Source organism: Exiguobacterium sp. SL-10 (genome assembly GCF_004337025.1).
GTDB lineage: Bacteria > Bacillota > Bacilli > Exiguobacteriales > Exiguobacteriaceae > Exiguobacterium.
In genome coordinates this window covers 1-19,552 of sequence record NZ_SJUP01000019.1, presented here as the reverse complement: position 1 = coordinate 19,552, position 19,552 = coordinate 1, and the positions used below count along the sequence as shown (strand labels likewise).

General features: G+C 51.7%; 17 protein-coding genes and 1 pseudogene. 10 read left to right on the top strand and 8 right to left on the bottom strand.

Going from position 1 to position 19,552, the window contains the following annotated elements:
• The first annotated feature begins 28 nt into the window (after positions 1 to 28).
• Genes glgD through EVJ33_RS14535 form a run of 3 tightly spaced genes read left to right on the top strand, consistent with a single transcriptional unit; the run spans position 29 to position 5,035 of the window.
• Entirely contained in the window at positions 29 to 1,129 is a 1,101-nt protein-coding gene (gene glgD, locus EVJ33_RS14545) for a glucose-1-phosphate adenylyltransferase subunit GlgD (RefSeq protein WP_131438223.1), read from the top strand.
• An 11-nt stretch (positions 1,130 to 1,140) separates the two neighbouring features.
• Entirely contained in the window at positions 1,141 to 2,580 is a 1,440-nt protein-coding gene (glgA, locus tag EVJ33_RS14540; protein WP_131438221.1) for a glycogen synthase GlgA, read from the top strand.
• A gap of 22 nt (positions 2,581 to 2,602) precedes the next feature.
• Positions 2,603 to 5,035 carry a glycogen/starch/alpha-glucan phosphorylase gene (locus tag EVJ33_RS14535; RefSeq protein WP_131438219.1) on the top strand — a complete coding sequence of 811 codons (2,433 nt, stop codon included), beginning with the start codon at positions 2,603 to 2,605 and terminating at the stop codon, positions 5,033 to 5,035.
• A gap of 16 nt (positions 5,036 to 5,051) precedes the next feature.
• On the opposite strand, the gene EVJ33_RS14530 is transcribed toward EVJ33_RS14535, so the two are convergent.
• Positions 5,052 to 5,870, bottom strand: a complete 819-nt coding sequence (locus tag EVJ33_RS14530) for a sulfurtransferase (protein ID WP_201739726.1) — start codon at positions 5,868 to 5,870, stop codon at positions 5,052 to 5,054.
• 99 nt (positions 5,871 to 5,969) lie between these two features.
• Here EVJ33_RS14530 and EVJ33_RS14525 point away from each other — a divergent pair, with 99 nt between their 5' ends.
• The 3 genes from EVJ33_RS14525 to EVJ33_RS14515 all read left to right on the top strand — a co-directional run bounded on the left by EVJ33_RS14525 (position 5,970) and on the right by EVJ33_RS14515 (position 9,228).
• Positions 5,970 to 7,697, top strand: coding sequence for a phospho-sugar mutase (locus tag EVJ33_RS14525; RefSeq protein WP_131438217.1), 1,728 nt, complete (start codon positions 5,970 to 5,972; stop codon positions 7,695 to 7,697).
• A 125-nt stretch (positions 7,698 to 7,822) separates the two neighbouring features.
• Positions 7,823 to 8,581, top strand: a complete 759-nt coding sequence (locus tag EVJ33_RS14520; protein WP_131438215.1) for a transporter substrate-binding domain-containing protein — start codon at positions 7,823 to 7,825, stop codon at positions 8,579 to 8,581.
• The gene (locus EVJ33_RS14515; RefSeq protein ID WP_131438213.1) at positions 8,578 to 9,228 is read left to right on the top strand and encodes an amino acid ABC transporter permease; all 651 of its coding nucleotides are present in this window, start codon (positions 8,578 to 8,580) and stop codon (positions 9,226 to 9,228) included. The genes EVJ33_RS14520 and EVJ33_RS14515 overlap by 4 nt, the downstream gene beginning before the upstream one ends.
• Positions 9,229 to 9,289: 61 nt before the next feature.
• Here the strand turns inward: EVJ33_RS14515 and EVJ33_RS14510 are convergent, their stop codons facing one another.
• The 3 genes from EVJ33_RS14510 to EVJ33_RS14500 form a co-directional block, all read right to left on the bottom strand.
• The gene (locus EVJ33_RS14510; protein ID WP_131438211.1) at positions 9,290 to 10,126 is read right to left on the bottom strand and encodes a DUF6671 family protein; all 837 of its coding nucleotides are present in this window, start codon (positions 10,124 to 10,126) and stop codon (positions 9,290 to 9,292) included.
• 142 nt (positions 10,127 to 10,268) lie between these two features.
• Positions 10,269 to 11,369, bottom strand: coding sequence for an ABC transporter ATP-binding protein (locus EVJ33_RS14505; protein WP_131438209.1), 1,101 nt, complete (start codon positions 11,367 to 11,369; stop codon positions 10,269 to 10,271).
• Positions 11,370 to 11,472: 103 nt separating this feature from the next.
• The gene (locus EVJ33_RS14500; protein ID WP_236634653.1) at positions 11,473 to 12,330 is read right to left on the bottom strand and encodes a PucR family transcriptional regulator; all 858 of its coding nucleotides are present in this window, start codon (positions 12,328 to 12,330) and stop codon (positions 11,473 to 11,475) included.
• Positions 12,331 to 12,373: 43 nt separating this feature from the next.
• On the opposite strand from EVJ33_RS14500, the gene EVJ33_RS14495 reads away from it, so the two are divergent.
• From EVJ33_RS14495 to EVJ33_RS14485, 3 genes are all read left to right on the top strand, one after another.
• Entirely contained in the window at positions 12,374 to 13,492 is a 1,119-nt protein-coding gene (locus EVJ33_RS14495) for a DUF445 domain-containing protein (protein WP_236634652.1), read from the top strand.
• A gap of 35 nt (positions 13,493 to 13,527) precedes the next feature.
• The gene (locus tag EVJ33_RS14490) at positions 13,528 to 13,899 is read left to right on the top strand and encodes a YlbF/YmcA family competence regulator (protein ID WP_131438205.1); all 372 of its coding nucleotides are present in this window, start codon (positions 13,528 to 13,530) and stop codon (positions 13,897 to 13,899) included.
• A 129-nt stretch (positions 13,900 to 14,028) separates the two neighbouring features.
• Complete coding sequence (locus EVJ33_RS14485) at positions 14,029 to 15,804, top strand: SLC13 family permease (protein WP_236634651.1); 1,776 nt, start codon at positions 14,029 to 14,031, stop codon at positions 15,802 to 15,804.
• Between the two features lie 82 nt (positions 15,805 to 15,886).
• Here EVJ33_RS14485 and EVJ33_RS14480 read toward each other — a convergent pair whose 3' ends face one another.
• The 3 genes from EVJ33_RS14480 to EVJ33_RS14470 all read right to left on the bottom strand — a co-directional run bounded on the left by EVJ33_RS14480 (position 15,887) and on the right by EVJ33_RS14470 (position 18,215).
• Positions 15,887 to 16,105 (bottom strand): YhzD family protein, encoded by a 219-nt coding sequence (locus EVJ33_RS14480; RefSeq protein WP_236634650.1) that lies wholly within the window; start codon positions 16,103 to 16,105, stop codon positions 15,887 to 15,889.
• Between the two features lie 39 nt (positions 16,106 to 16,144).
• Positions 16,145 to 17,236: a DNA polymerase IV gene (gene dinB / locus EVJ33_RS14475; RefSeq protein WP_236634649.1), complete on the bottom strand. Its 1,092-nt coding sequence runs from the start codon at positions 17,234 to 17,236 to the stop codon at positions 16,145 to 16,147.
• A gap of 61 nt (positions 17,237 to 17,297) precedes the next feature.
• Complete coding sequence (locus EVJ33_RS14470; RefSeq protein WP_131438199.1) at positions 17,298 to 18,215, bottom strand: CorA family divalent cation transporter; 918 nt, start codon at positions 18,213 to 18,215, stop codon at positions 17,298 to 17,300.
• A gap of 172 nt (positions 18,216 to 18,387) precedes the next feature.
• Between EVJ33_RS14470 and EVJ33_RS14465 the strand changes: the two genes are divergently transcribed.
• Positions 18,388 to 19,260 carry an HD domain-containing protein gene (locus tag EVJ33_RS14465; protein ID WP_483297317.1) on the top strand — a complete coding sequence of 291 codons (873 nt, stop codon included), beginning with the start codon at positions 18,388 to 18,390 and terminating at the stop codon, positions 19,258 to 19,260.
• Here EVJ33_RS14465 and EVJ33_RS15470 read toward each other — a convergent pair.
• A pseudogene (locus tag EVJ33_RS15470) lies at positions 19,255 to 19,552 on the bottom strand (hypothetical protein); the annotation flags it as partial. The gene EVJ33_RS14465 and the pseudogene EVJ33_RS15470 sit on opposite strands and share 6 nt — an antisense overlap.

Here is a 19,552-nt window from a genome sequence, read left to right as displayed (position 1 = left end):
AAAAGACCGACGCAAGGAGGCGTTACTGTTGACGAATGATTTGTTAGGAATCATCAACTTAGGGACCGAAGAGGGCTTGTTTCCAGAATTTACGGGGCATCGCAATTTAGCGGCTGTCCCGTTCTCTGGGCGCTATCGCCTAATTGACTTTACATTGACGAATATGATCACGCAAGGCATCAACCAAGTGGGTATTTTCACGCTCGATAAATACCGCTCACTCATGGACCACCTAGGTTCGGGAAAAGAATGGGATTTGGACCGCTCGCAAGGTGGGTTACACATTTTCCCGCCGGCGCTCAAGCCTGACGGGGAAGCCTACCTCGGCGACTTGGCCAACTTCTCGATGCACCGCGAACATTTTGTACGTAGCAAGCAGCCGTATGTGGTGATCACGGGATCGAACGTGTTGACGACAATCGACTTCCAAGACATGCTCGAACATCATAAATCGATGGGTGCGGACATCACGCTCGCGTACACCGGACACGAACAAAAATGCGGCTATTGTCGCCCGATCCGTCTCGGTGAAAACGACCGCGTCGTTGGCATCGGTGAGCGCGGATATAGCCCGGACGATGAGTATACGTATACCGAAACGATCATCATGTCAAAAAACTTGTTCCTTCGTCTCGTCGACGAAGCGACATCAAGAGGCGAATACGATTTGCTCGACGGCGTCATCCGTCCGCAACTTCATCGTCTGCACGTACACGGATATCACTATACTGGCAAAATGCAGGTGATTCATTCTGTCCTTTCATACTATAATGAAAGTATGCGCTTACTCCGTCAGGAAGGAATCATTTACGATTTTCCACACATCTATACGAAAATCAAACATGAGCCGCCGACCCGTTATTTGAAAGGGTCGAAAGTGAATGAGGCGCTCGTCGCAAACGGTTGTAAAATCAGCGGAGAAGTTCAAAACAGTATCCTCTTCCGCGGTGTCGTCGTCAGTGAACACGCCCGCGTCAAAAACTCAATCATTTTATCCAAGTCGATCATCGAAGAGGGCGCTGTCGTCGAAAACGCCATTTTAGATAAAGAAGTGGTCGTCAAACGAGGACAAGTCATTCGAGGTACGGTCGATGAACCAATCGTCATCGGAAAACGGACAACGGTTTAAAGGGGGATATTATGAAAATATGGTATGTCGCTTCAGAAGCGGCACCGTTCATGAAAACGGGGGGGCTTGCCGATGTCATCGGCTCGCTCCCTCAAGCGGTGTCTGGCCTTGGTGAAGACGTGAGTGTCATCATGCCGAAGTATGGCACGATTGCTCAAGAATATGTAGATGAAATGGAATATCTATTCGACTTGATCGTACCGGTCGGATGGCGCAAGCAGTTCGGCGCCGTCTTGAAGCTTGTGCATGATGGCGTGACGTTCTACTTTATCGATAACGAGTATTATTTCAAACGGGAAGGCGTGCTCTACGGCCATTATGATGATGCCGAGCGGTTCGCATTCTTCTCTCGAGCCGTCCTTGAGATGATTGGGCAACTCGAAGCGGAAGACGTGCCCGACGTGCTCCATTGCCATGATTGGCAGACCGGCGTCGTCCCGGCCTTCTTACGGATCCATTACCAACATCTCGAGGCGTATCAACGTATCCGGACCGTCTTTACCATCCATAACCTGCAATATCAAGGCATCTTCCCGGAAGCGGTCCTCGGCGAACTGTTACAGTTCGGTCCGGAGCACTTCACGGCGGAAGGGATTCAACATAACGGTCTCGTCAACTACATGAAGGCCGGAATCGTTCATTCTGATCAAATCACGACGGTCAGCCCGTCGTATCGGGATGAAATCATGGAGCCGTATTATGGCGAAGGACTCGACGGTGCGTTGCGTCATCGAGCAGTCGACGTGCGCGGCATCTTAAACGGCTTGGACTTGGCGACGAACGACCCGAGCACGGACAAGCGTATCGCTCAGACGTACGACCTCGACACGTTCCGAGAAGGAAAGCCCGTCAACAAGCGCGTCCTGCAAGAACGTTTTGGTCTCGAAGTGCGTGACGATGTCATGTTAATCGGTTTTGTCAGTCGACTCGTCGAACAAAAAGGGCTCGATTTGATTGAGGCGGTGAGTGAAGAACTCGGAAACTTGGAATGCCAGTTCGTGTTCCTCGGCTCGGGTCAACCCGAATATGAGGGCATCGTCCACGAGATGACGGCGACGCATCCAGGCAAGGTCGGATCGTACATCGGCTTTGACATTGAACTTGCCCACTTGATTTACGCCGGATCGGATGCATTCCTGATGCCGTCACGTTTTGAGCCGTGCGGTCTAAGCCAGCTCATCTCGATGCGTTACGGGACGCTCCCAATCGTTCGGGAAACAGGCGGACTGCGTGACACGGTCAAACCGTATAATGAGTACACACAAGAGGGAACGGGCTTTGGTTTCTTGAACTATAACGCCCATGAGATGCTCGCGACGATTGAGAAATCGATTCGTGTCTTCTACGACGATCAAAATTGGAACGCCCTCGTCCATCAAGCGATGACCGCGGACTTCAGCTGGAAACAATCCGCGAAGCAATACCGTGAGTTGTATCACCTATTCGCATGACTGGAAGGAGTTTTACACACATATGTTTACAGATAAACAGAGCTTCGTCACTTCGTTTCAAGAGAGATTCGTCGCATTAAACGGAAAATCGTTTGATGAAGGGACCGAGCAGGAAGTGTATCAAACGTTGGCAACGATGGTGCGCGAGCAGGCAATCCCGAAATGGATTAACACCCGCGACAAACAAGAAGAAAAACAGAGCAAACAAGTCATTTATTTCTCGCTTGAATTTTTGCTCGGCCGTTTTCTGTACAACAACCTGCTCAGCATGGACGTCCTTGAAGTCGTACAAGAGGGCTTAGAGGAACTTGGCTTTAACTTCACAGATATCACGGAATTTGAACCGGAACCGGGGCTTGGGAACGGGGGGCTCGGTCGTTTGGCGGCGTGCTTCCTCGATTCTCTCGCGGCGCTCAGCCTGCCGGGACACGGGAACGGAATTCGTTACCGTTACGGCTTGTTCAAACAAAAGATCGTCGACGGCTATCAAGTCGAGTTACCAGACAACTGGCTCCGTGACGGCAACATGTGGGAGACGCGCCGTGCCGACCGAGCCGTCGACGTCAATTTCGGTGGTTGGATCGAGATGCGGCAAATCGGGGACCGGCTTCGCGTCGTTCACCATCCGGATGAAGTCGTTCGAGCGGTACCTTACGACATGCCGATCATCGGCTACAAAAACGAAGTCGTCAATACGCTCCGTCTTTGGAACGCCGAGTCACCGTTTGACGACGAGGAGTACATGGAACGGACGAAAGGTTCGTACAAAGACCTGCTCAAACACAAACAATCGATTGCGACCATCTCTGAGTTCCTATATCCGGACGACACGACATATGAAGGAAAAGTGTTGCGCTTGAAGCAACAGTATTTCTTCGTTTCGGCGGGCGTTCAGTCAATGATCGCGTCTTACTTACGTCATAATAAATCGCTGAAGCAATTAGGCGATCATTACGCCGTCCACATTAATGATACGCACCCGGTTGTGGCCATCCCAGAACTCATGCGCATCTTGATGGACGACCATGGTTACGGTTGGGATGAGGCGTGGCGTGTGACGAAGAGCGTCATGTCGTTCACGAACCATACACTCCTCGCCGAGGCGCTTGAGAAGTGGCCGGTCGAGATGTATGAGCGGCTCTTACCGCGTATCTATCAAATCATCACGGAAATCAACCGTCGTTTCTGTAAAGACGTACTCGTCAACTATCCACATCTTGAACCACATATGGGTGAGATTGCGATTGTGTCGAACGAACACATCAATATGGCGAACCTCGCAGTCGTCGGCTCACATTCGACGAACGGTGTCGCACGAATTCATACCGATATCTTGAAACAACGTGAGATGCGTCATTTGTACGAGATGTTTCCGCTTCGTTTCAACAACAAAACGAACGGCATCACGCATCGGCGCTGGCTCCTCAAGTCGAACCCACGTCTCTCGAACTTGATTACGGATGCGATTGGTCCGTCATGGATTGAACATCCGAACGATCTTGAGAAGTTGATGAGCGTGTCGAAAGATGCGAGCTTCCAGGAACAGATCATGGACGTGAAGCAACAAAATAAACTGGACCTGGCTGGCTATATTCAAGCCGAGACGGGAATCGCCGTCGACCCGGATTCGATTTTTGACGTTCAAGTCAAGCGACTCCACGCCTATAAACGTCAACTGATGGATGCGATGCACATTCACGCGCTTTATCAGAAGATTCAAGCAGACCCGACGTTCACGATGGTGCCACGGACGTTCATCTTCGGAGCAAAGGCGGCGCCGGGCTACTATTACGCGAAAGAAGTCATCCGCTACATTAACGCGCTCGCGGCCATGATCAACAATGATAAGCGGGCAAGCCGCTTTATCAAGGTCGTCTTCCTCGAAAACTACCGTGTCTCGATGGCGGAGCGAATCTTCCCAGGTTCGGATTTGAGTGAACAGATCTCGACGGCGAGCTACGAGGCGTCAGGTACCGGCAACATGAAGTTCATGATGAACGGGGCGCTCACGATTGGGACGCTCGACGGGGCCAATATCGAGATTCGCGATGCGGTCGGCGACGACCATATCTTCATCTTCGGATTGACACCGCAAGAAGTCATGAACTATAAGAAGTTCGGTGGCTATCATGCGGCTGACATCTACCATGCGAACACAGAAGTGCGTAACGTCGTCGATGCTCTCGTCAACGGGTCATTCGACAAGGTCGGAGAATATCAATTCCAAGCCATCTTCGATTCGTTACTCGTCTATAACGATGACTTCCTCGTCTTGAAAGATTTCGCATCGTACATGCAGGCGCAGCGTCGCGTCGACGAGGTATTCGCCGACAAGGCACGTTGGGCCGAGAGTTCAATCGTCAACACGGCCAAATCGGGAATCTTCTCGAGTGATCGGACGATTACCGAATACGCCAACGCTGTCTGGAACATCAAACCGACGAGCGTGAAATAAAAAAGCGATCCACCCGTTATGGGTGGACCGTGTTTTCTGGATAGCTAATCCAATCGGAGTAAGAGCCGGGGTATAGACGCACATCGTCCTTACCGAGGGCGTGTAACGCCAAAATATTGACGCAGGCGGTGACGCCGCTCCCGCAGTAGAAGATGGGATTCGGGACGTCAAGGACATTGGCATACAGCTCTTTCAAGTCATGAAAATCTTGAAGTGTGCCAAGGTCGGTGACGGCTTCAGTGTACGGGCAGAGGACGGCGTTCGGGATATGTCCTGCTTTATGGTCAATCGGTTCGTGGCTGCCATCGTAACGGTCGGCCGTTCGTGAATCGTATAACCCACCGCTGATTGTAGCGGCGCGTACGTCTGCAAGCGTCGCAATCATCTCGTCTTGGAAGACGGGTGTGTAGTCGGAAGCGGGATAGGACGGGACGTCCGTCGTCGTCTCCCCGCAGTAGGTGATGCCGGATTGGATGCCGCCTTCGAGCACGATGACGCGCTCATGGCCGGCCCACTTAAATAACCACCAAGCACGGGCGGCATACGGGAACCCGTCATCGTAAATGATGATCAAGTCATCCTTTTGAATCCCGATGCGGCGAAGCGTCTCCGTCCATGCTTCTTTTGATGGTAGCGGGTGACGCCCACCATGTTCGGACACGGGCCCAGACAGGTCTTCCATCAAGTCGAGGAAGACGGCGTTCGGGAGATGCCCTTGCCGATACACATACTTTCCGTATGAAGCGTCGTTTAATGAATAACGACAATCAATAAAGCGAATCGAGTCCGTATGGACGATGTGTTTCAATTCTTGGGCACGCATAGTTGGAAACATAGTATCACCTCGAAGTTTCGTTACTCCCATCGTATACAAGATGGAACAAATTGGCGAGTACTTCGATTGAACTTTTGAATGTCGAAAGGGGAACTGACCATGACATGGCAACAGACATATGACCGATGGAAACAACACGAGGCGCTCGAACCGCACTTGCGCGCTGAACTTGAGGAGATGGAGCAAGACGAGACATCACTCGAGGATGCCTTCTATAAGACGCTCGAATTCGGGACGGGCGGTATGCGCGGGGAAATCGGGCCAGGGGCGAACCGAATGAACGTCTATACGATCCGCAAGGCGTCGCAAGGCTTTGCCGACTTTATCGCCGCGTCAGGGGAAGAAGCGAAACGGCACGGTGTCGTCATCGCTCACGACTCACGTCACTTCTCACCAGAGTTTGCGCTCGAAGCGGCACGCACGCTTGCCTCGAACGGGATTAAAACGTACTTATTCCCGAGTTTGCGGGCGACACCAGAGTTGTCATTCGCCGTCCGTCATTTGAACGCCTTCGGCGGCATCGTCATTACGGCAAGTCATAATCCTCCGGAATATAACGGATTTAAAGTGTATGGCGCCGACGGTGGACAGTTGCCGCCGGCCGAGGCCGATGAACTCGTCTCATACGTCAACGCCATCGAAGATGAATTGAAGATTGAGGTCAAAGACGAAGCGCCACTCCGTGCAGACGGAACGCTCGTCACGGTCGATGCCTCGGTCGATGCGGCTTATATGGAAGCCCTCCAATCGATTCGAATCCATACAGACGTCCAAGGCGACCCGCTTAAAATCGTCTATTCACCGCTTCATGGGACAGGGCGCCGTCCGGTCATGGAAGGGTTGAAAGCGTACGGCTTCGAACACGTCACCATCGTTGACGAACAGGCTGAACCGGATGGGGCGTTCCCGACGGTCAGTTATCCGAACCCGGAAGAACGGGCCGCGTTCGAGCTCGCGATGCAGTACGGCGACCGCGTCGGGGCCGACTTGCTCATGGCGACGGATCCGGACGCCGACCGTGTCGGTTTCACGGTCCGTGACCGCAACGGCGAATGGTTCGTCTTGACCGGCAACCAGACCGGTGCGCTCCTTATGGACTACATCTTGTCTCAAAAAGTGGAGACGGGCACGCTTCCGACGAACGGTTTCGTCGCGAAGACGATTGTCACGTCCGAACTCGGGGCGGCCATCGCTAAGGCGTATGGGGTCCACCTTGAGAACACGCTCACCGGTTTCAAATTCATCGGCGAGAAAATCAAGCAGTATGAAGAGTCGGGTCAGTATCAGTTCTTGTTCGGCTATGAAGAGAGTTACGGGTATTTGATCGGAGACTTCTGCCGTGATAAGGATGCCGTCCAGGCGTGCTTGCTCGGCGCCGAGATGGCAGCCTTCCATAAACAGCACGGACGCACGTTATACGATGCCCTTCAAGCCGTCTATGAAAAGTATGGCTTCTATGAGGAGTCGCTCCAATCGATGACACTAAAAGGGAAAGCCGGTCTCGAACAGATCGGTCGGATGATGGAGGCGTTCCGCGCCAATCCGCCGCAAGAAGTCGGAGGGTACGAAGTCGTGCGCTTTGAAGACTATAAGCAACAAGTCGCGAAGAACCTGCAGCAAGGCGAGACGGAAGCCATCGACTTGCCGTCATCGAACGTGCTCAAGTTCATCTTCGAGGACGGTTCATGGTTCTGCCTGCGCCCGTCGGGGACGGAGCCGAAAATTAAATTCTATTTCAGTGTTCACGCCGATAGCGCGGAGAAGACGACATTGAAACGGGAAGCGATTGAACGCGATGTCATGAAACAAGCGAAAGCAATCGATTAATCGAAAGCACCGCCCTGACGAGGGTGGTGTCTTTTGTTTGACAAGATATGCCCCCCTCAGTATGATGAGTGTATTGTTCATAACCATGTAATCATATACGGATTATCAGGAAGGCGGAAATTACCATGAAAAAATCACTAACAGCAGTACTTGCCATCGGAGCATCGTTTGGAGTACTGGCAGCATGCGGCACAGAGACAGACAGCGGGTCAGAAGAAACTGTCATCACGGTCGGTACAGAAGCGACATACCCACCATTCACGTATAAAGACAAAGGTGAGATCACAGGGTATGACATCGACGTATTGAATGAAGCGGCAGAGCGTGCCGGCTACACGGTCGAATACGAGCCGATGGACTTCAAAGGACTCGTACCGGCACTCGACGCGGAACGCATCGACATGATTGCCAACCAAATGAGCATCACGCCAGAACGTGAAGAGAAGTACGCGTTCTCAACTCCGTACGCGGTATCAGGTGCGCAAGTCATCGTCGCTTCAGACAACGAAGACATTCAAGGTATCGATGACCTCGACGGCAAAGTCGTCGGTTCGACACAAGGTTCGGTTTATGCTCAGCTCGCTGAAGAAGCCGGTGCTGAAGTGAAGTTCTATAAAGGGGCGAATCAAGTGCTCCAAGACCTTCAAGTTGGCCGTCTCGACGCGGCACTAAACGACCGTCTCTTCATCTTGACGGAGCTTGAGAAGACAGGTTACGACGTGAAAGCGGTCGGTGACGTCTTCAACAAGAGTGAAGCGGGCTACATGACGCGTCAAGACTCAGACGTGCTCGAAGGTTTGAACGAGGCGATTGCTGAGATGCAAGAAGACGGCACGATGGCTGAAATCGGTGAGAAGTACTTCGGTGAGGACATCAGTCAATGAATGAACTGATCACGACCGTTATCGAGAACCGTTCGGCCTATATCGAAGCCGTACAATTGACGTTGATCGCCAGTATCCTGTCGATTCTCCTCGCCTTGGTGCTCGGTCTGATCATCGCTGTCTTGCACAGCAGCCCTGTCAAGGTCGTTCGTTTGTTCACCCGTACGTATATCTCGTTCTTCCGGGGCACACCGCTCCTCTTGCAACTCCTCATCTTGTACGTCGGTTTGACCGGTTTCGTCCAGTTGAGCGGGATGCAGGCGCTCATCTTCGGTTTAGGCCTTCACTTCGCGGCCTATATCTCGGAAGCGTTCCGCGCAGCCATCAATTCGGTCGATCAAGGGCAAGTCGAGGCGAGTGTCGCCCTCGGCATCCCACGTGCAAAGCGCTTCAAAGATATCATCTTCCCACAGGCGCTGTCGCGTGCGATTCCGCCGGTGTCCAACTCGGTCATCGACATCATCAAGTCGACGTCGCTCGGTTCGGTCATCGCCGTTCAGGAGTTGACGTACGTGTCCGACCAAATCGCAGCAACGACGTATCTCGTCATGCCACTCCTGTTGTTCTCGGCTTCGATCTATTGGATCTTGTCGACGCTCATCCAAGCAGGGCAGCATCGGCTCGAACGTCGGTATGCAATCCGTTAAGTAAAAAAGTAGCTCTGATTTCCCGTAAGGAGAAATCAGAGCTACTTTTTTATTTGTTATATTAGGGATTACACAAATCACAATATCTCGGAGAGGCATATACGTCTCCAACATGTTCTGTTTGTTGATACTGACAAGTTGAGCAGGCATAGACATGGTGCACTATTTGTTTTGTCGGAGTATGACATTGTTCGCATAATCGACCAGGTACTTTACGAACGACACGGAAGCCCGGGGCGCCACAAGATGGGCATAAAGAGTTTGCCTGTTCGATTAGTTGCATCGTCGCAAGCTCAATGTTTTTCATGCGAGTCGGGTTGGCGTATGCTCGCATATCTGTCTCGATAAAGACTTGTCGATTCGTTGACTTATTAAAGCAGTAATTAAAAGCCTCTTTTAAAAGTGGTTCACTGGTAATGTCTTTTAGCACGATGGATGAATGTTCATCATCTGATCGGAGAATCACATGATGGTCTGGGAAACCAACTTTATTAACAAACTGGAGTGCGGAAGGGTAGTCTTTGACAATTGCCTGGCTGAAATTTGTGTTGAGTCCTTCATAATAACCATGTAATTCAAGTTCTAATTCATCGTCTTTCAGTAATACCAGTTCAGTATTCCACGGAATGGGCGCGAGAGGATGAAATCCGAAGGTACCTTCACTCGCTACCCCGACATGATGGCTTGTCAGTTTTAGACCTATAGTCACTTTTTTTCGTGCTGTTTCGAATTGAGATTGCTGACGACTTATTTCCCGTGTAAATGTTCCGAATTGATCAGTGTCGAGTGTGCTTACATGTATGTTGCATCCAAATTCTCCTTCTAGGAGAGGTTTTATAACTTTTTCTTTTTGGTGAATTGTTACTAGCAGAACATCTCGATCCTTTAAAAAATTCATAAACCGTTTCCTTTCTAAGCAATACAGACTCCTTATGATGAATATAAATGAACAATTCACACAGTGTAAGCGCCTATCAAATAGTATGAAATAAAAAAGAAGTGCCCCTGTGTATATGGGGCACTTCAGCTTATCGTAATGTTTAACGGATGACGAGTTCTGTCTCCGTGTCGAAGAAGTGAGCTTTCGTCATATCGAGTGCGAGTGTGACATCGTCACCCATGTGGATGCTTGAACGTCCATCGATGCGAGCTGTGAACTGGTGGCCACCGAGTTCAGCGTACAAGTACGACTCAGCGCCCATGAGCTCGGCGACATCGATATGCGTGCGGAACGTGTGCGTCGTTGGCGAGTCGATGTAGATCGGCTCATCATGAATCGATTCTGGACGGATTCCGAGCACGAGTTCTTTACCGACGTAACCGCGGTCACGAAGCCCTTTCATTTTGCCTTCAGGGACGTTGATTTCTTCACCGCCGACGAGGAACTTCCCATCAGCCAATTTTCCGCGGAAGAAGTTCATCGAAGGTGATCCGATGAAGCCTGCTACGAAGATGTTATCCGGGTTTTCATATACTTCTTTCGGCGAACCGACTTGTTGGATGATTCCGTCTTTCATGATAACGATACGAGTCGCGAGTGTCATCGCTTCCGTTTGGTCATGGGTAACGTAAATCGTCGTCGTGTCGAGACGGTTGTGCAATTGGATGATTTCTTTACGCATTTGAACGCGAAGCTTGGCATCCAAGTTTGAGAGCGGCTCATCCATCAAGAACACTTTGGCATCACGGACAATGGCACGGCCGATGGCGACACGTTGACGCTGACCACCCGAGAGTGCTTTTGGCTTACGTTGAAGGTATTCTTCAAGTCCGAGGATACGGGCCGCATCTTGCACGCGACGGTCGATCTCATCTTTCGGGAACTTGCGAAGTTTCAAACCGAACGCCATGTTGTCATACACACTCATGTGCGGATAAAGCGCATAGTTTTGGAAGACCATCGCGATATCACGGTCTTTCGGTGCGACATCGTTCATGCGCTTGCCGTCGATGATGAAGTCCCCACTCGAGATTTCTTCGAGTCCTGCGATCATGCGGAGCGTCGTCGATTTACCGCAACCTGAAGGTCCGACGAAGACGATGAACTCGCGATCCTTAATATGCAAGTTGAAATCGCTGACTGCCTTCGAGTCACCACCGTCGTATATTTTATCGATATGATTCAATTGAATTTCTGCCATGTCGTTAGCCTCCTGAGAATCTGTTCTTGTATAATAGCGCTTACAAGATTGATTATACGGTGAAACCGCTTGCATTGGATATGTACACGTTGCACAAAAACGATTACTCAGATTTGTGCAACGTGACAATCAATTGGAGTAGACCGGCATCATAGAACTGCCTAGCGTCATAACCGGTCGCTTCGTAGAGCCGGTCGAGCCGATAGTTAAGCGTATTTCGATGCATGAACAACGCCTTTGCCGTGTGCGATACGTTCAACGAGTTGGCGAACAGCGCCTCTAATAACTCAATCGTCGTCTTATCGAGAGCCTCGACGATTGCGGCCGTCAAACGAGAGCGTACATCAAAAGTCTCATGGCGTTGTAGTAAATAATGGTATAATAATTGACTAGCAGGGTAAGCTTTAGTAGAGAGTCTCGCGAACGGGCACAGCGTTTGATGTTGTTGATACAGTGTCCCTAACACGCCGAGTGGCCGCTCGCTATAGATGACGTGGGCCTCGACATAACAATCGCTCGCAATCGCCCGCAAGACGTCCTCGAACTCGTTCAGCTCGACGAACTGATCGGTCTCAATGATTTCAACGTGAGATCGGGTCATGAGAATGATCTCTGCTTCAGGCATAAAGTCAGCTAGCACGTCTAAAAATTGTTCGAGCGCCTCAGGGTCTTGATAATGCAAGACGAGCGACATGAGACGGAACGGTCGGTCGAACCGGTACGTGTCGGTGAGTAGACGATCTTGCCATTTGGCTTGTTGTGGGTCTAGTTTCGTCAGCAATGGAGTGGCGGACCATTCGAGCAACTGACGCTCACGTTCCGTCAGCTCCATTTTAGGCAGGCCGAAAATCGTGCCGTCCGGGGCTTGATACCAACGAACGTCACCGGATGCATCTTCCGCCCGATGGACAACGTTCGGGAAAATCGATTTAATACGATCATACGTAGTCAATACAATCACCTCTTCAAACAATGTATCATATTTCAGAACGGAGGCAGGCAGTTTGGACAGTCTACTAAAAATATTCATCATGATCGCCATCGGTGCGACAATTGGGGGAATCACGAACTTTCTCGCCATTAAAATGTTGTTTCGTCCCCATCATCCTAAATATATCGGAAAGATGAGAGTTCCGTTTACACCAGGGTTGATTCCGAAGCGTCGCGATGAATTGGCGACAAGCCTCGGGAAGACGGTCGTTAAGCACTTGTTGACGCCGGAAGGGATGCGTAAACGACTGCTCGATGAACAAGTCGGTAGTCATATCATTCACTTCGTTCAAGGTGAGGTACGGACGATGCTTCGTTCGGACAAAACGATCCGTTCGCTCATCGATCCGCTCTATCCGGACGCGGAGGCGCGTGTGTTGGCAGAAGCGGATACGAAGCTCCGGCAAGAGCTCCGACTCGTGCTGTCGGATGTGAAGGCCCGTAAACTATACGAACTTCTCGGTGAAGAAGGGATGGATCGTGTCCGCGGCATCATCCCTGAAATTGTGGACGCTCTGCTCGTCAAGTCAGAGGAGTATTTTTATTCGGCCGAAGGAGAGGCACAGCTTCGGCACATGGTCGATTCGTTCGTCCAACGTCGGCTCGGTTTCATCGCCGGGTTCGTTCAAAACTTGAATTTCGTCGAAATGATTCGTCCGGAGATTATTAATATCCTGCGGGGCGGCTCAACACGATCGGGGATGGCTGAAATGATCACGCGCGAATTCGAGCGGTTTAGTGAACGTTCGGTTGAAACGTTGCTCGATGAACGTTTAGAAGAACGTCTGATTGATGGTGTGACGATGGAAGTCGTGTCGCGCTTACCGGTCGGGGAGTTGCTCGACCGGACTGTCCACTCGTATACACGAGACGTCGAGGACCGTGTCGTTGAAGAGCTTGTGCCGAACGGGGTCCGACTCGTCATCACCCGTTTCACAGATCAAATGGAGACGGTTATGGACCGTCTTAAAATCGATCAAATTGTCCAAGAACAAGTGAGCTCGCTCGATACATCATACCTTGAAGAGATCGTCCTTTCGATCTCGAAGCGAGAGTTCCGGGCAATAACATGGCTTGGAGCCTTATTAGGTGGTATGATTGGGTTGATTCAAGGGTTGATTGCCATCATTTGATTGGCACGCCCTAATAGTATTTAGGAGGACGTCACATGTCACAATCAAACTTGTACGATCATGCTTACCAATTGGAAAAAGCACTTCGCGATTCTGAGGAGTTCACAAATCTCTCTTCACTATACGACCGTGTCAATGCGGATGCAGAAGCGAACCAGTTATTCGCTGACTTCCGTGATATCCAAATGACGCTTCAACAGAAGCAAATGCAAGGCGAAGAAATCTCTGAACAAGAGATGATGGACGCGCAGACGAAAATGATGGGCGTTCAACAAAACGAATTGATCATGGAGCTCATGCAAGAAGAGCAACGCATGCATCAACTGGTCACAGAAGTGACGAAAATTATCATGAAGCCGCTTGAAGAGCTTTACGCTCCGATGGTCAATGATCAAGAAGTTCAATAATCGTGATGCGGATGGCAATCGAGCCATCCGTTTTTTTGTTGCCCAGATTGTCACTCAACTTATGATAGCGCTTACATAACGGGTGGTATAATAAACTTGTAAAAACTATCACAAGGAAGGGTGAACGTCATGGTCACCTTAGTGATTTTAACGGTTATGATCATCGGGTTTATCGGAGGCTGGCTCCGGGCCGATCTTATTGCGCTCATCGGTCTTCTCTTACTCGTGTTGACAAATCAATTGACGCCGGTCGAAGCGATGGCCGGTTTTTCGAATTCGGTCGTGCTCATGATTGCCGGACTGTTCATCGTCGGCGCCGGGTTGTTTCACACCGGTCTCGCCGAACGGTTAGGTGCCACGCTCATCCCGTACGCAAAAGGGAGTGAAGTGCGTCTTTTTCTCGTCCTGATGGTCACCGTGACGTTTTTGTCGAGCCTCATGTCGAACACGGGTACAGTCGCTTTATTGATTCCGGTCGTCCTTGCCATGTCGAGGCAGATGGGGACGAGCCCGGCGAAATTGCTCATGCCGCTCGCCTTTTTCTCAAGCATCGGTGGGACGATGACGCTCATCGGGACACCGCCGAACCTTGTCGCCGCCGAGACGCTTCGAAGTGCCGGTGTGAGTTCACTCGGTTTTTTCGCGCTGTTGCCGATTGGTCTCGTCGTGGCTGTGGTCGGGCTTGTCTATTTCTATACTGTCGGCAATCGTCTACTCGGAGCGGGGGACGTCCGTTCATCGTCGGCCCGTCCGTTGATGTTGCCGCAAGTGGCCGTCTATGCGCTTTTGATCACAAAAGGACACCGACTTGTCGGTCAGATGCTTCGTGACGTCACATGGTCACGGGACGGTCTAATCGTCGTCGGAGAACACCGAAAAGGGGTGGCCCATCGGTTCATCACGGCCCGCGCAGACACGGTGCTTACGGAAGGGCGTGTCCTCGTCAGCGGTGATGAGTCGGATGTCCATCGTATCGCGCGACAAGAAGGGCTAGTCGTCGAACCGGTCAACGTCAAAAATGTCTACGGCAAAGCGTATGGCGTCGCCGTCTTCACGATTCCGACCGCCAGTCCGCTCGTCGGCCACTGTTTATCCGAGAGCGGGTTGCGCAATGAGTATCGGTTGAACGTGCTTCAAATTATACGCCCGAACGAGGAGATCGCCATCACCCGATTGAAAGACGTCCCGCTCGAACGGGGTGACATGCTCGTCGCGCAAGGCGAGTGGGAGGATTTAGAGCGGGTCGGAAACGAGACGCATCTCTTGCTTGCCAATGAGCATGTGACTGATGTGGCCAATCGGGCCGTGTCCGAACGTCATCAACTAGCAGCGGGGCTGATTCTGCTCGGAATGGTCATGCTCCTCGTGTTCGAATGGGTCGACCCGACGGTAGCGGTATGGCTCGCGGCACTCGCGATGGTGCTCACGGGTGCCGTCCGTCATATGGACGTCGCCTATCAATCGATTCAATGGTCCTCGCTTCTTTTGATTGCAGCGATGATTCCGCTCGGTCAAGCGCTTGATCATGCGGGGATCATGGCGTGGCTCGTCACGTGGATCAGTGCGTCCTTCGGTCAGGCGGGTCCGGTCTGGGTGCTCGTTGCCCTCTTTGTCGCGACGATGGTGCTCAGTCAAATCATCTCGAACACGGCGACGGCCGTCTTGTTCGCACCGCTCGCACTATCGCTCGCTTCGGCGCTTCAAGTCAGCCCTGTCCCGCTCGTCGTCGCTGTTGCTATCGCGGCCTCACTCGCGTTCATGACCCCGTTCGGGTCACCGACGAATGCGATGGTGTTCGGCATCGGCGGTTATCGCTTCTTTGATTTCGTCAAAGTCGGCTTGCCGCTTCAGGTTGTGACAGCGATTGTCGCTATCTTCACGATTTTACTCCTCTTCCCGTTCTAATAGGAAATGGTGATACGACTGTTGAGTGGGAAGGCAACTATAACGAATGAACAAGCGCCTCGGGAATCCCGAGGCGCTTGTGTTAGGAGGCCGTACCTTTCAGTTTCCCTGGCAGTTTGCAGCGTTCGAAGTAGATGAGTTGGCCACACCGTGCGATGCGGGCCCCTTTATGAAGATGCCCGGCTTCCTCGAGCATCGCGAGCCCTTTCGTTTTCGCCTCATCATCGTTTGCCGCGCTAAATGAATCGTTCAAGACGGTCGTGCCGTCGTTCTCGAATGCTGTGATCGTATACTGTTCCATCCGTTCGCCCCCTTTGCTTTCATTGTACTGAATGGTCATTCATTCTTCAAGTGAAGGTTTTGTCAGCTCCTCGAACGTGAGCTGACGGGCCGTTTCGGTACGCGGGATCAACTCTGAAACGGTCATTCCGATCAAGCGGACCGGCTCGGTGATCGCCATCTCGTCGAACAGACGGCGGGCGAGCCGTTTAATCTCATCGTGATCGTGCGTCGGATGGTTCAGTTTGATTTGATGGCTGCGGGCTTGGAACTCGCTCGTCTTGATTTTGATCGTCACCGTTTGACAACTGAGCTCGCGGCGGTCGAGCTGAAGCAACACATCTTCGATTTCCGGGACGACGCGTTCGTATACTTCTTCCGGGTCATCGAGGTCGAACGCGAACGTCGTCTCTGAGCCGATCGACTTTCGTTCCCGGGTCGGAACGACGGGACGGCTGTCCCGGCCGTGGGCGAGCTCATATAGCTGATGCCCGCGGTCGTGTCCGAAGATGGCCTTCAACTGTTCGGGTCGGGTGTTTTGCAAATCAGCGATTGTATGATAATTGTGCTTGAACAGCGTCTGGGCGGTCACTTTGCCAACTCCGTGCATTGTCGTGATCGGGAGCGGGGCGAGGAATGTTTCGACGTCAACCGCTTCGACGACCGTCAGTCCGTTCGGCTTGTTGAAGCCGGATGCGATTTTGGCGACAAACTTCGACGGGGCGACCCCGGCCGAAGCGGTCAGTCCGGTCCGGCGTTTGATTTCCCCGAGGATGTAGCGGGCGATGTAAGGACCGGACGTGCTCATGAGTGTATTCTCCGTTACGTCCAAGTACGCCTCGTCGAGCGAGAGCGGTTCGACGAGCGGCGTAATCGATTTGAAAATGGCCATCACTTGCTGGCTGACGTGACGATAGACGTGAAAACGTGGTTTGACGAACGTCGCCTGTGGACAGAGTGCGAACGCCCGGCGTGACGACATGGCGCTGTGTATGCCGTACTTTCTCGCCTCATACGAACAAGTGGCGACCACTCCACGACTGTGGGGGGCGCCACCGACGATGACCGGTTTATCGCGTAAGTCAGGGCGGTCACGTTGTTCGACCGAGGCGTAAAACGCGTCCATATCGACATGGATAATCAATCGTTCCATGAACATCACCTTTCTGTATCATCTGCTCCTTTCAGTATACCGAACTTTTGTTCGTTTTTTACTACTTTTGCTTATTTCGATGGCTGCGCTGTTTATCTAACTTCTCTTGGCTACGGATTTGATTCGGGAATTGCAGAAGCGATCCAATCCAATTCTTTTGCTTCAACCAAAAATAAATCAAAACCGTGAAGCCGATAATCATAATCCAGGCGAACAAATAGCCGAGCGGCCATTCGAGCTCGGGCATTTGTTTGAAGTTCATGCCCCAAACCGCACCGAACGCGACGACGGGGGTCGTCAAGGCCGTGAAGACGGTGAGCGCCTTCATGATCTCGTTGCCACGGAAGTTAGACAGCGTCGCAGCTAGGTCGGTCATCGCGATGACGTCTTCTTGGTAATGTTCGATCAACGTCAGGAGTCGATTGACGCGATACGTGGCGAGACGATACGCGTTCAATTGATCCAAATCCATGTCGAGGAACGCCTCTCGTCCGGCCATGAGTAATTCGCGATACGGGACGACGGTATCGGACCATCGTTCAATCTCGCTGCGTAACCCGAAAATCTCATTCATAAACTGAGGAGGCACTTGTCCACTCATCTCGCGCTGGGCGACCATCAATCGTTCCTCATATTCATCGATGCCGTGAAAGTAATAGTCCATCTTTTCAGCGAGCAGGTCATAAAACGCCTCGATCGGTGTATCGTATTGTTTGGATGCCACCGTCTCGCAATAGATGTCATCAAACCCAATGGTCCATAAGAAATCCTGGGTCACGAAGTAGTGACCGATTTTTTGCGGTTCGCGCTCGAGCTGTTCATAGTCGAGCGTGAGCGAGCCATACATGTAATCTTGCTCGACAATGATTTTCGTCACCTTGGCCGTCGTCAACTGCTCGAGCCAGTACGTGTACGCCTCTTCATAATGGTTGTCGACATGTACGATTTCTTCTGGCCGTGTATACCATTTCCAATTCATCTTCCATTCCCCCAATTTCCTTCTCCCTCAAGTATTCCCGCTTTCCTAAGAAAGTTGGCATCTCATGCGAACTTTCGTTAAGATGAAAGTACTGACAAGAAGAGAGGTGCTTTTTTTGACGACTACTAAAATCGGTCAGCTCAAAGTGGGCGACACGTTAAATCAATATGTCATGATCAAACAATCCTATCGAGGACTCGCTGGGAACGGCAAACCATATTTGACGCTCATTCTTTGCGATGAGAGCGGAGAGATTGAGACGAAAGTATGGGATAGCGCCGATACAGATAAATATGCGACGAAGAAAATTGTCCACGCTTCCGGAGAAGTGATGGATTATCGCGGGCGGACTCAACTGAAGCTCAAACAAATCTCCATTATCGAAGGGGAGACGGATATCGCGCCGTATGTAAGATCGGCACCGGTACCGAAATCAGAGCTCGAGACGGGAATCCGCAGCCATATCGAGGCGATCGGACACACGGGTATGCGTGAGCTCGTGACAGCGCTCGTCGACCGGAACGCGGAGGCGTACTTCACGTACCCGGCAGCGGTGCGCCATCACCATGCGGTCTATTCGGGACTTGCGTTCCACGTCTTGTCGATGCTTAAACTCGCCGGAACGATGTGTGACCTGTATCCGCAATTGAATCGTGATTTGCTCGTATCGGGTGTCGTGCTACACGATTTGGCGAAAGTGATCGAGTTGTCGGATGCGATCACGCCGGAGTATACGCTCGAAGGAAAATTACTCGGCCACTTGTCGCTCATGGCATCTGAAATCGAAGTCGTGGCCCGGGAGCTCGCGACCGACCGCGAAGTCGTGACGTTGCTCCAACATCTCGTCCTCAGTCATCACGGGAAACCGGAGTGGGGATCGGCGAACGCGCCGCAGCTCCCGGAAGCCGAGATGTTGTTCTTCATCGACAACATCGATGCCCGGATGAATATGTTTGAGAAGGCGTTCGAAGGCGTCGAACCCGGAGCGTTCACAGAACGCGTCATGGCGCTCGATAACCGTGCGTTTTATAAACCGAAGTTATGAAGGCATACAAAAAGACGTCCCGCGGGACGTCTTTTGCAGGCTGTTGACGAACCCATTCGCTTTTGGCGAATGGGTTCGTCTTTTTTTGTGTTCAACGAGCTCGAGGCGCTCTGCCCGACATAAAATTGAATAAATGCTATGTAGACGGTCGTTTTCGGCCAACAGGTTGGTCAGTTTCTTCATATTTTGTGCGGTCGCTGCCACCAGGTTGGCGCGGTCCACCGCCTCTTTCCCCCGGTAGAACGTGAAGCGGAGACCGTGGAGCTCCTTCCCGTCGGCGAACGAGCGCTCC

What these genes read in the sequence shown, in the direction of transcription:
- glgA (WP_131438221.1), top strand. Translation starts at nt 1,141, where the DNA reads ATGAAAATATGGTATGTCGCTTCAGAAGCGGCACCGTTCATGAAAACG.
- EVJ33_RS14535 (WP_131438219.1), top strand. Translation starts at nt 2,603, where the DNA reads ATGTTTACAGATAAACAGAGCTTCGTCACTTCGTTTCAAGAGAGATTC.
- EVJ33_RS14530 (WP_201739726.1), bottom strand. Translation starts at nt 5,870, where the DNA reads ATGTTTCCAACTATGCGTGCCCAAGAATTGAAACACATCGTCCATACG.
- EVJ33_RS14525 (WP_131438217.1), top strand. Translation starts at nt 5,970, where the DNA reads ATGACATGGCAACAGACATATGACCGATGGAAACAACACGAGGCGCTC.
- EVJ33_RS14520 (WP_131438215.1), top strand. Translation starts at nt 7,823, where the DNA reads ATGAAAAAATCACTAACAGCAGTACTTGCCATCGGAGCATCGTTTGGA.
- EVJ33_RS14515 (WP_131438213.1), top strand. Translation starts at nt 8,578, where the DNA reads ATGAATGAACTGATCACGACCGTTATCGAGAACCGTTCGGCCTATATC.
- EVJ33_RS14510 (WP_131438211.1), bottom strand. Translation starts at nt 10,126, where the DNA reads ATGAATTTTTTAAAGGATCGAGATGTTCTGCTAGTAACAATTCACCAA.
- EVJ33_RS14505 (WP_131438209.1), bottom strand. Translation starts at nt 11,369, where the DNA reads ATGGCAGAAATTCAATTGAATCATATCGATAAAATATACGACGGTGGT.
- EVJ33_RS14490 (WP_131438205.1), top strand. Translation starts at nt 13,528, where the DNA reads ATGTCACAATCAAACTTGTACGATCATGCTTACCAATTGGAAAAAGCA.
- EVJ33_RS14485 (WP_236634651.1), top strand. Translation starts at nt 14,029, where the DNA reads ATGGTCACCTTAGTGATTTTAACGGTTATGATCATCGGGTTTATCGGA.
- EVJ33_RS14480 (WP_236634650.1), bottom strand. Translation starts at nt 16,105, where the DNA reads ATGGAACAGTATACGATCACAGCATTCGAGAACGACGGCACGACCGTC.
- dinB (WP_236634649.1), bottom strand. Translation starts at nt 17,236, where the DNA reads ATGGAACGATTGATTATCCATGTCGATATGGACGCGTTTTACGCCTCG.
- EVJ33_RS14470 (WP_131438199.1), bottom strand. Translation starts at nt 18,215, where the DNA reads ATGAATTGGAAATGGTATACACGGCCAGAAGAAATCGTACATGTCGAC.
- EVJ33_RS14465 (WP_483297317.1), top strand. Translation starts at nt 18,388, where the DNA reads ATGATCAAACAATCCTATCGAGGACTCGCTGGGAACGGCAAACCATAT.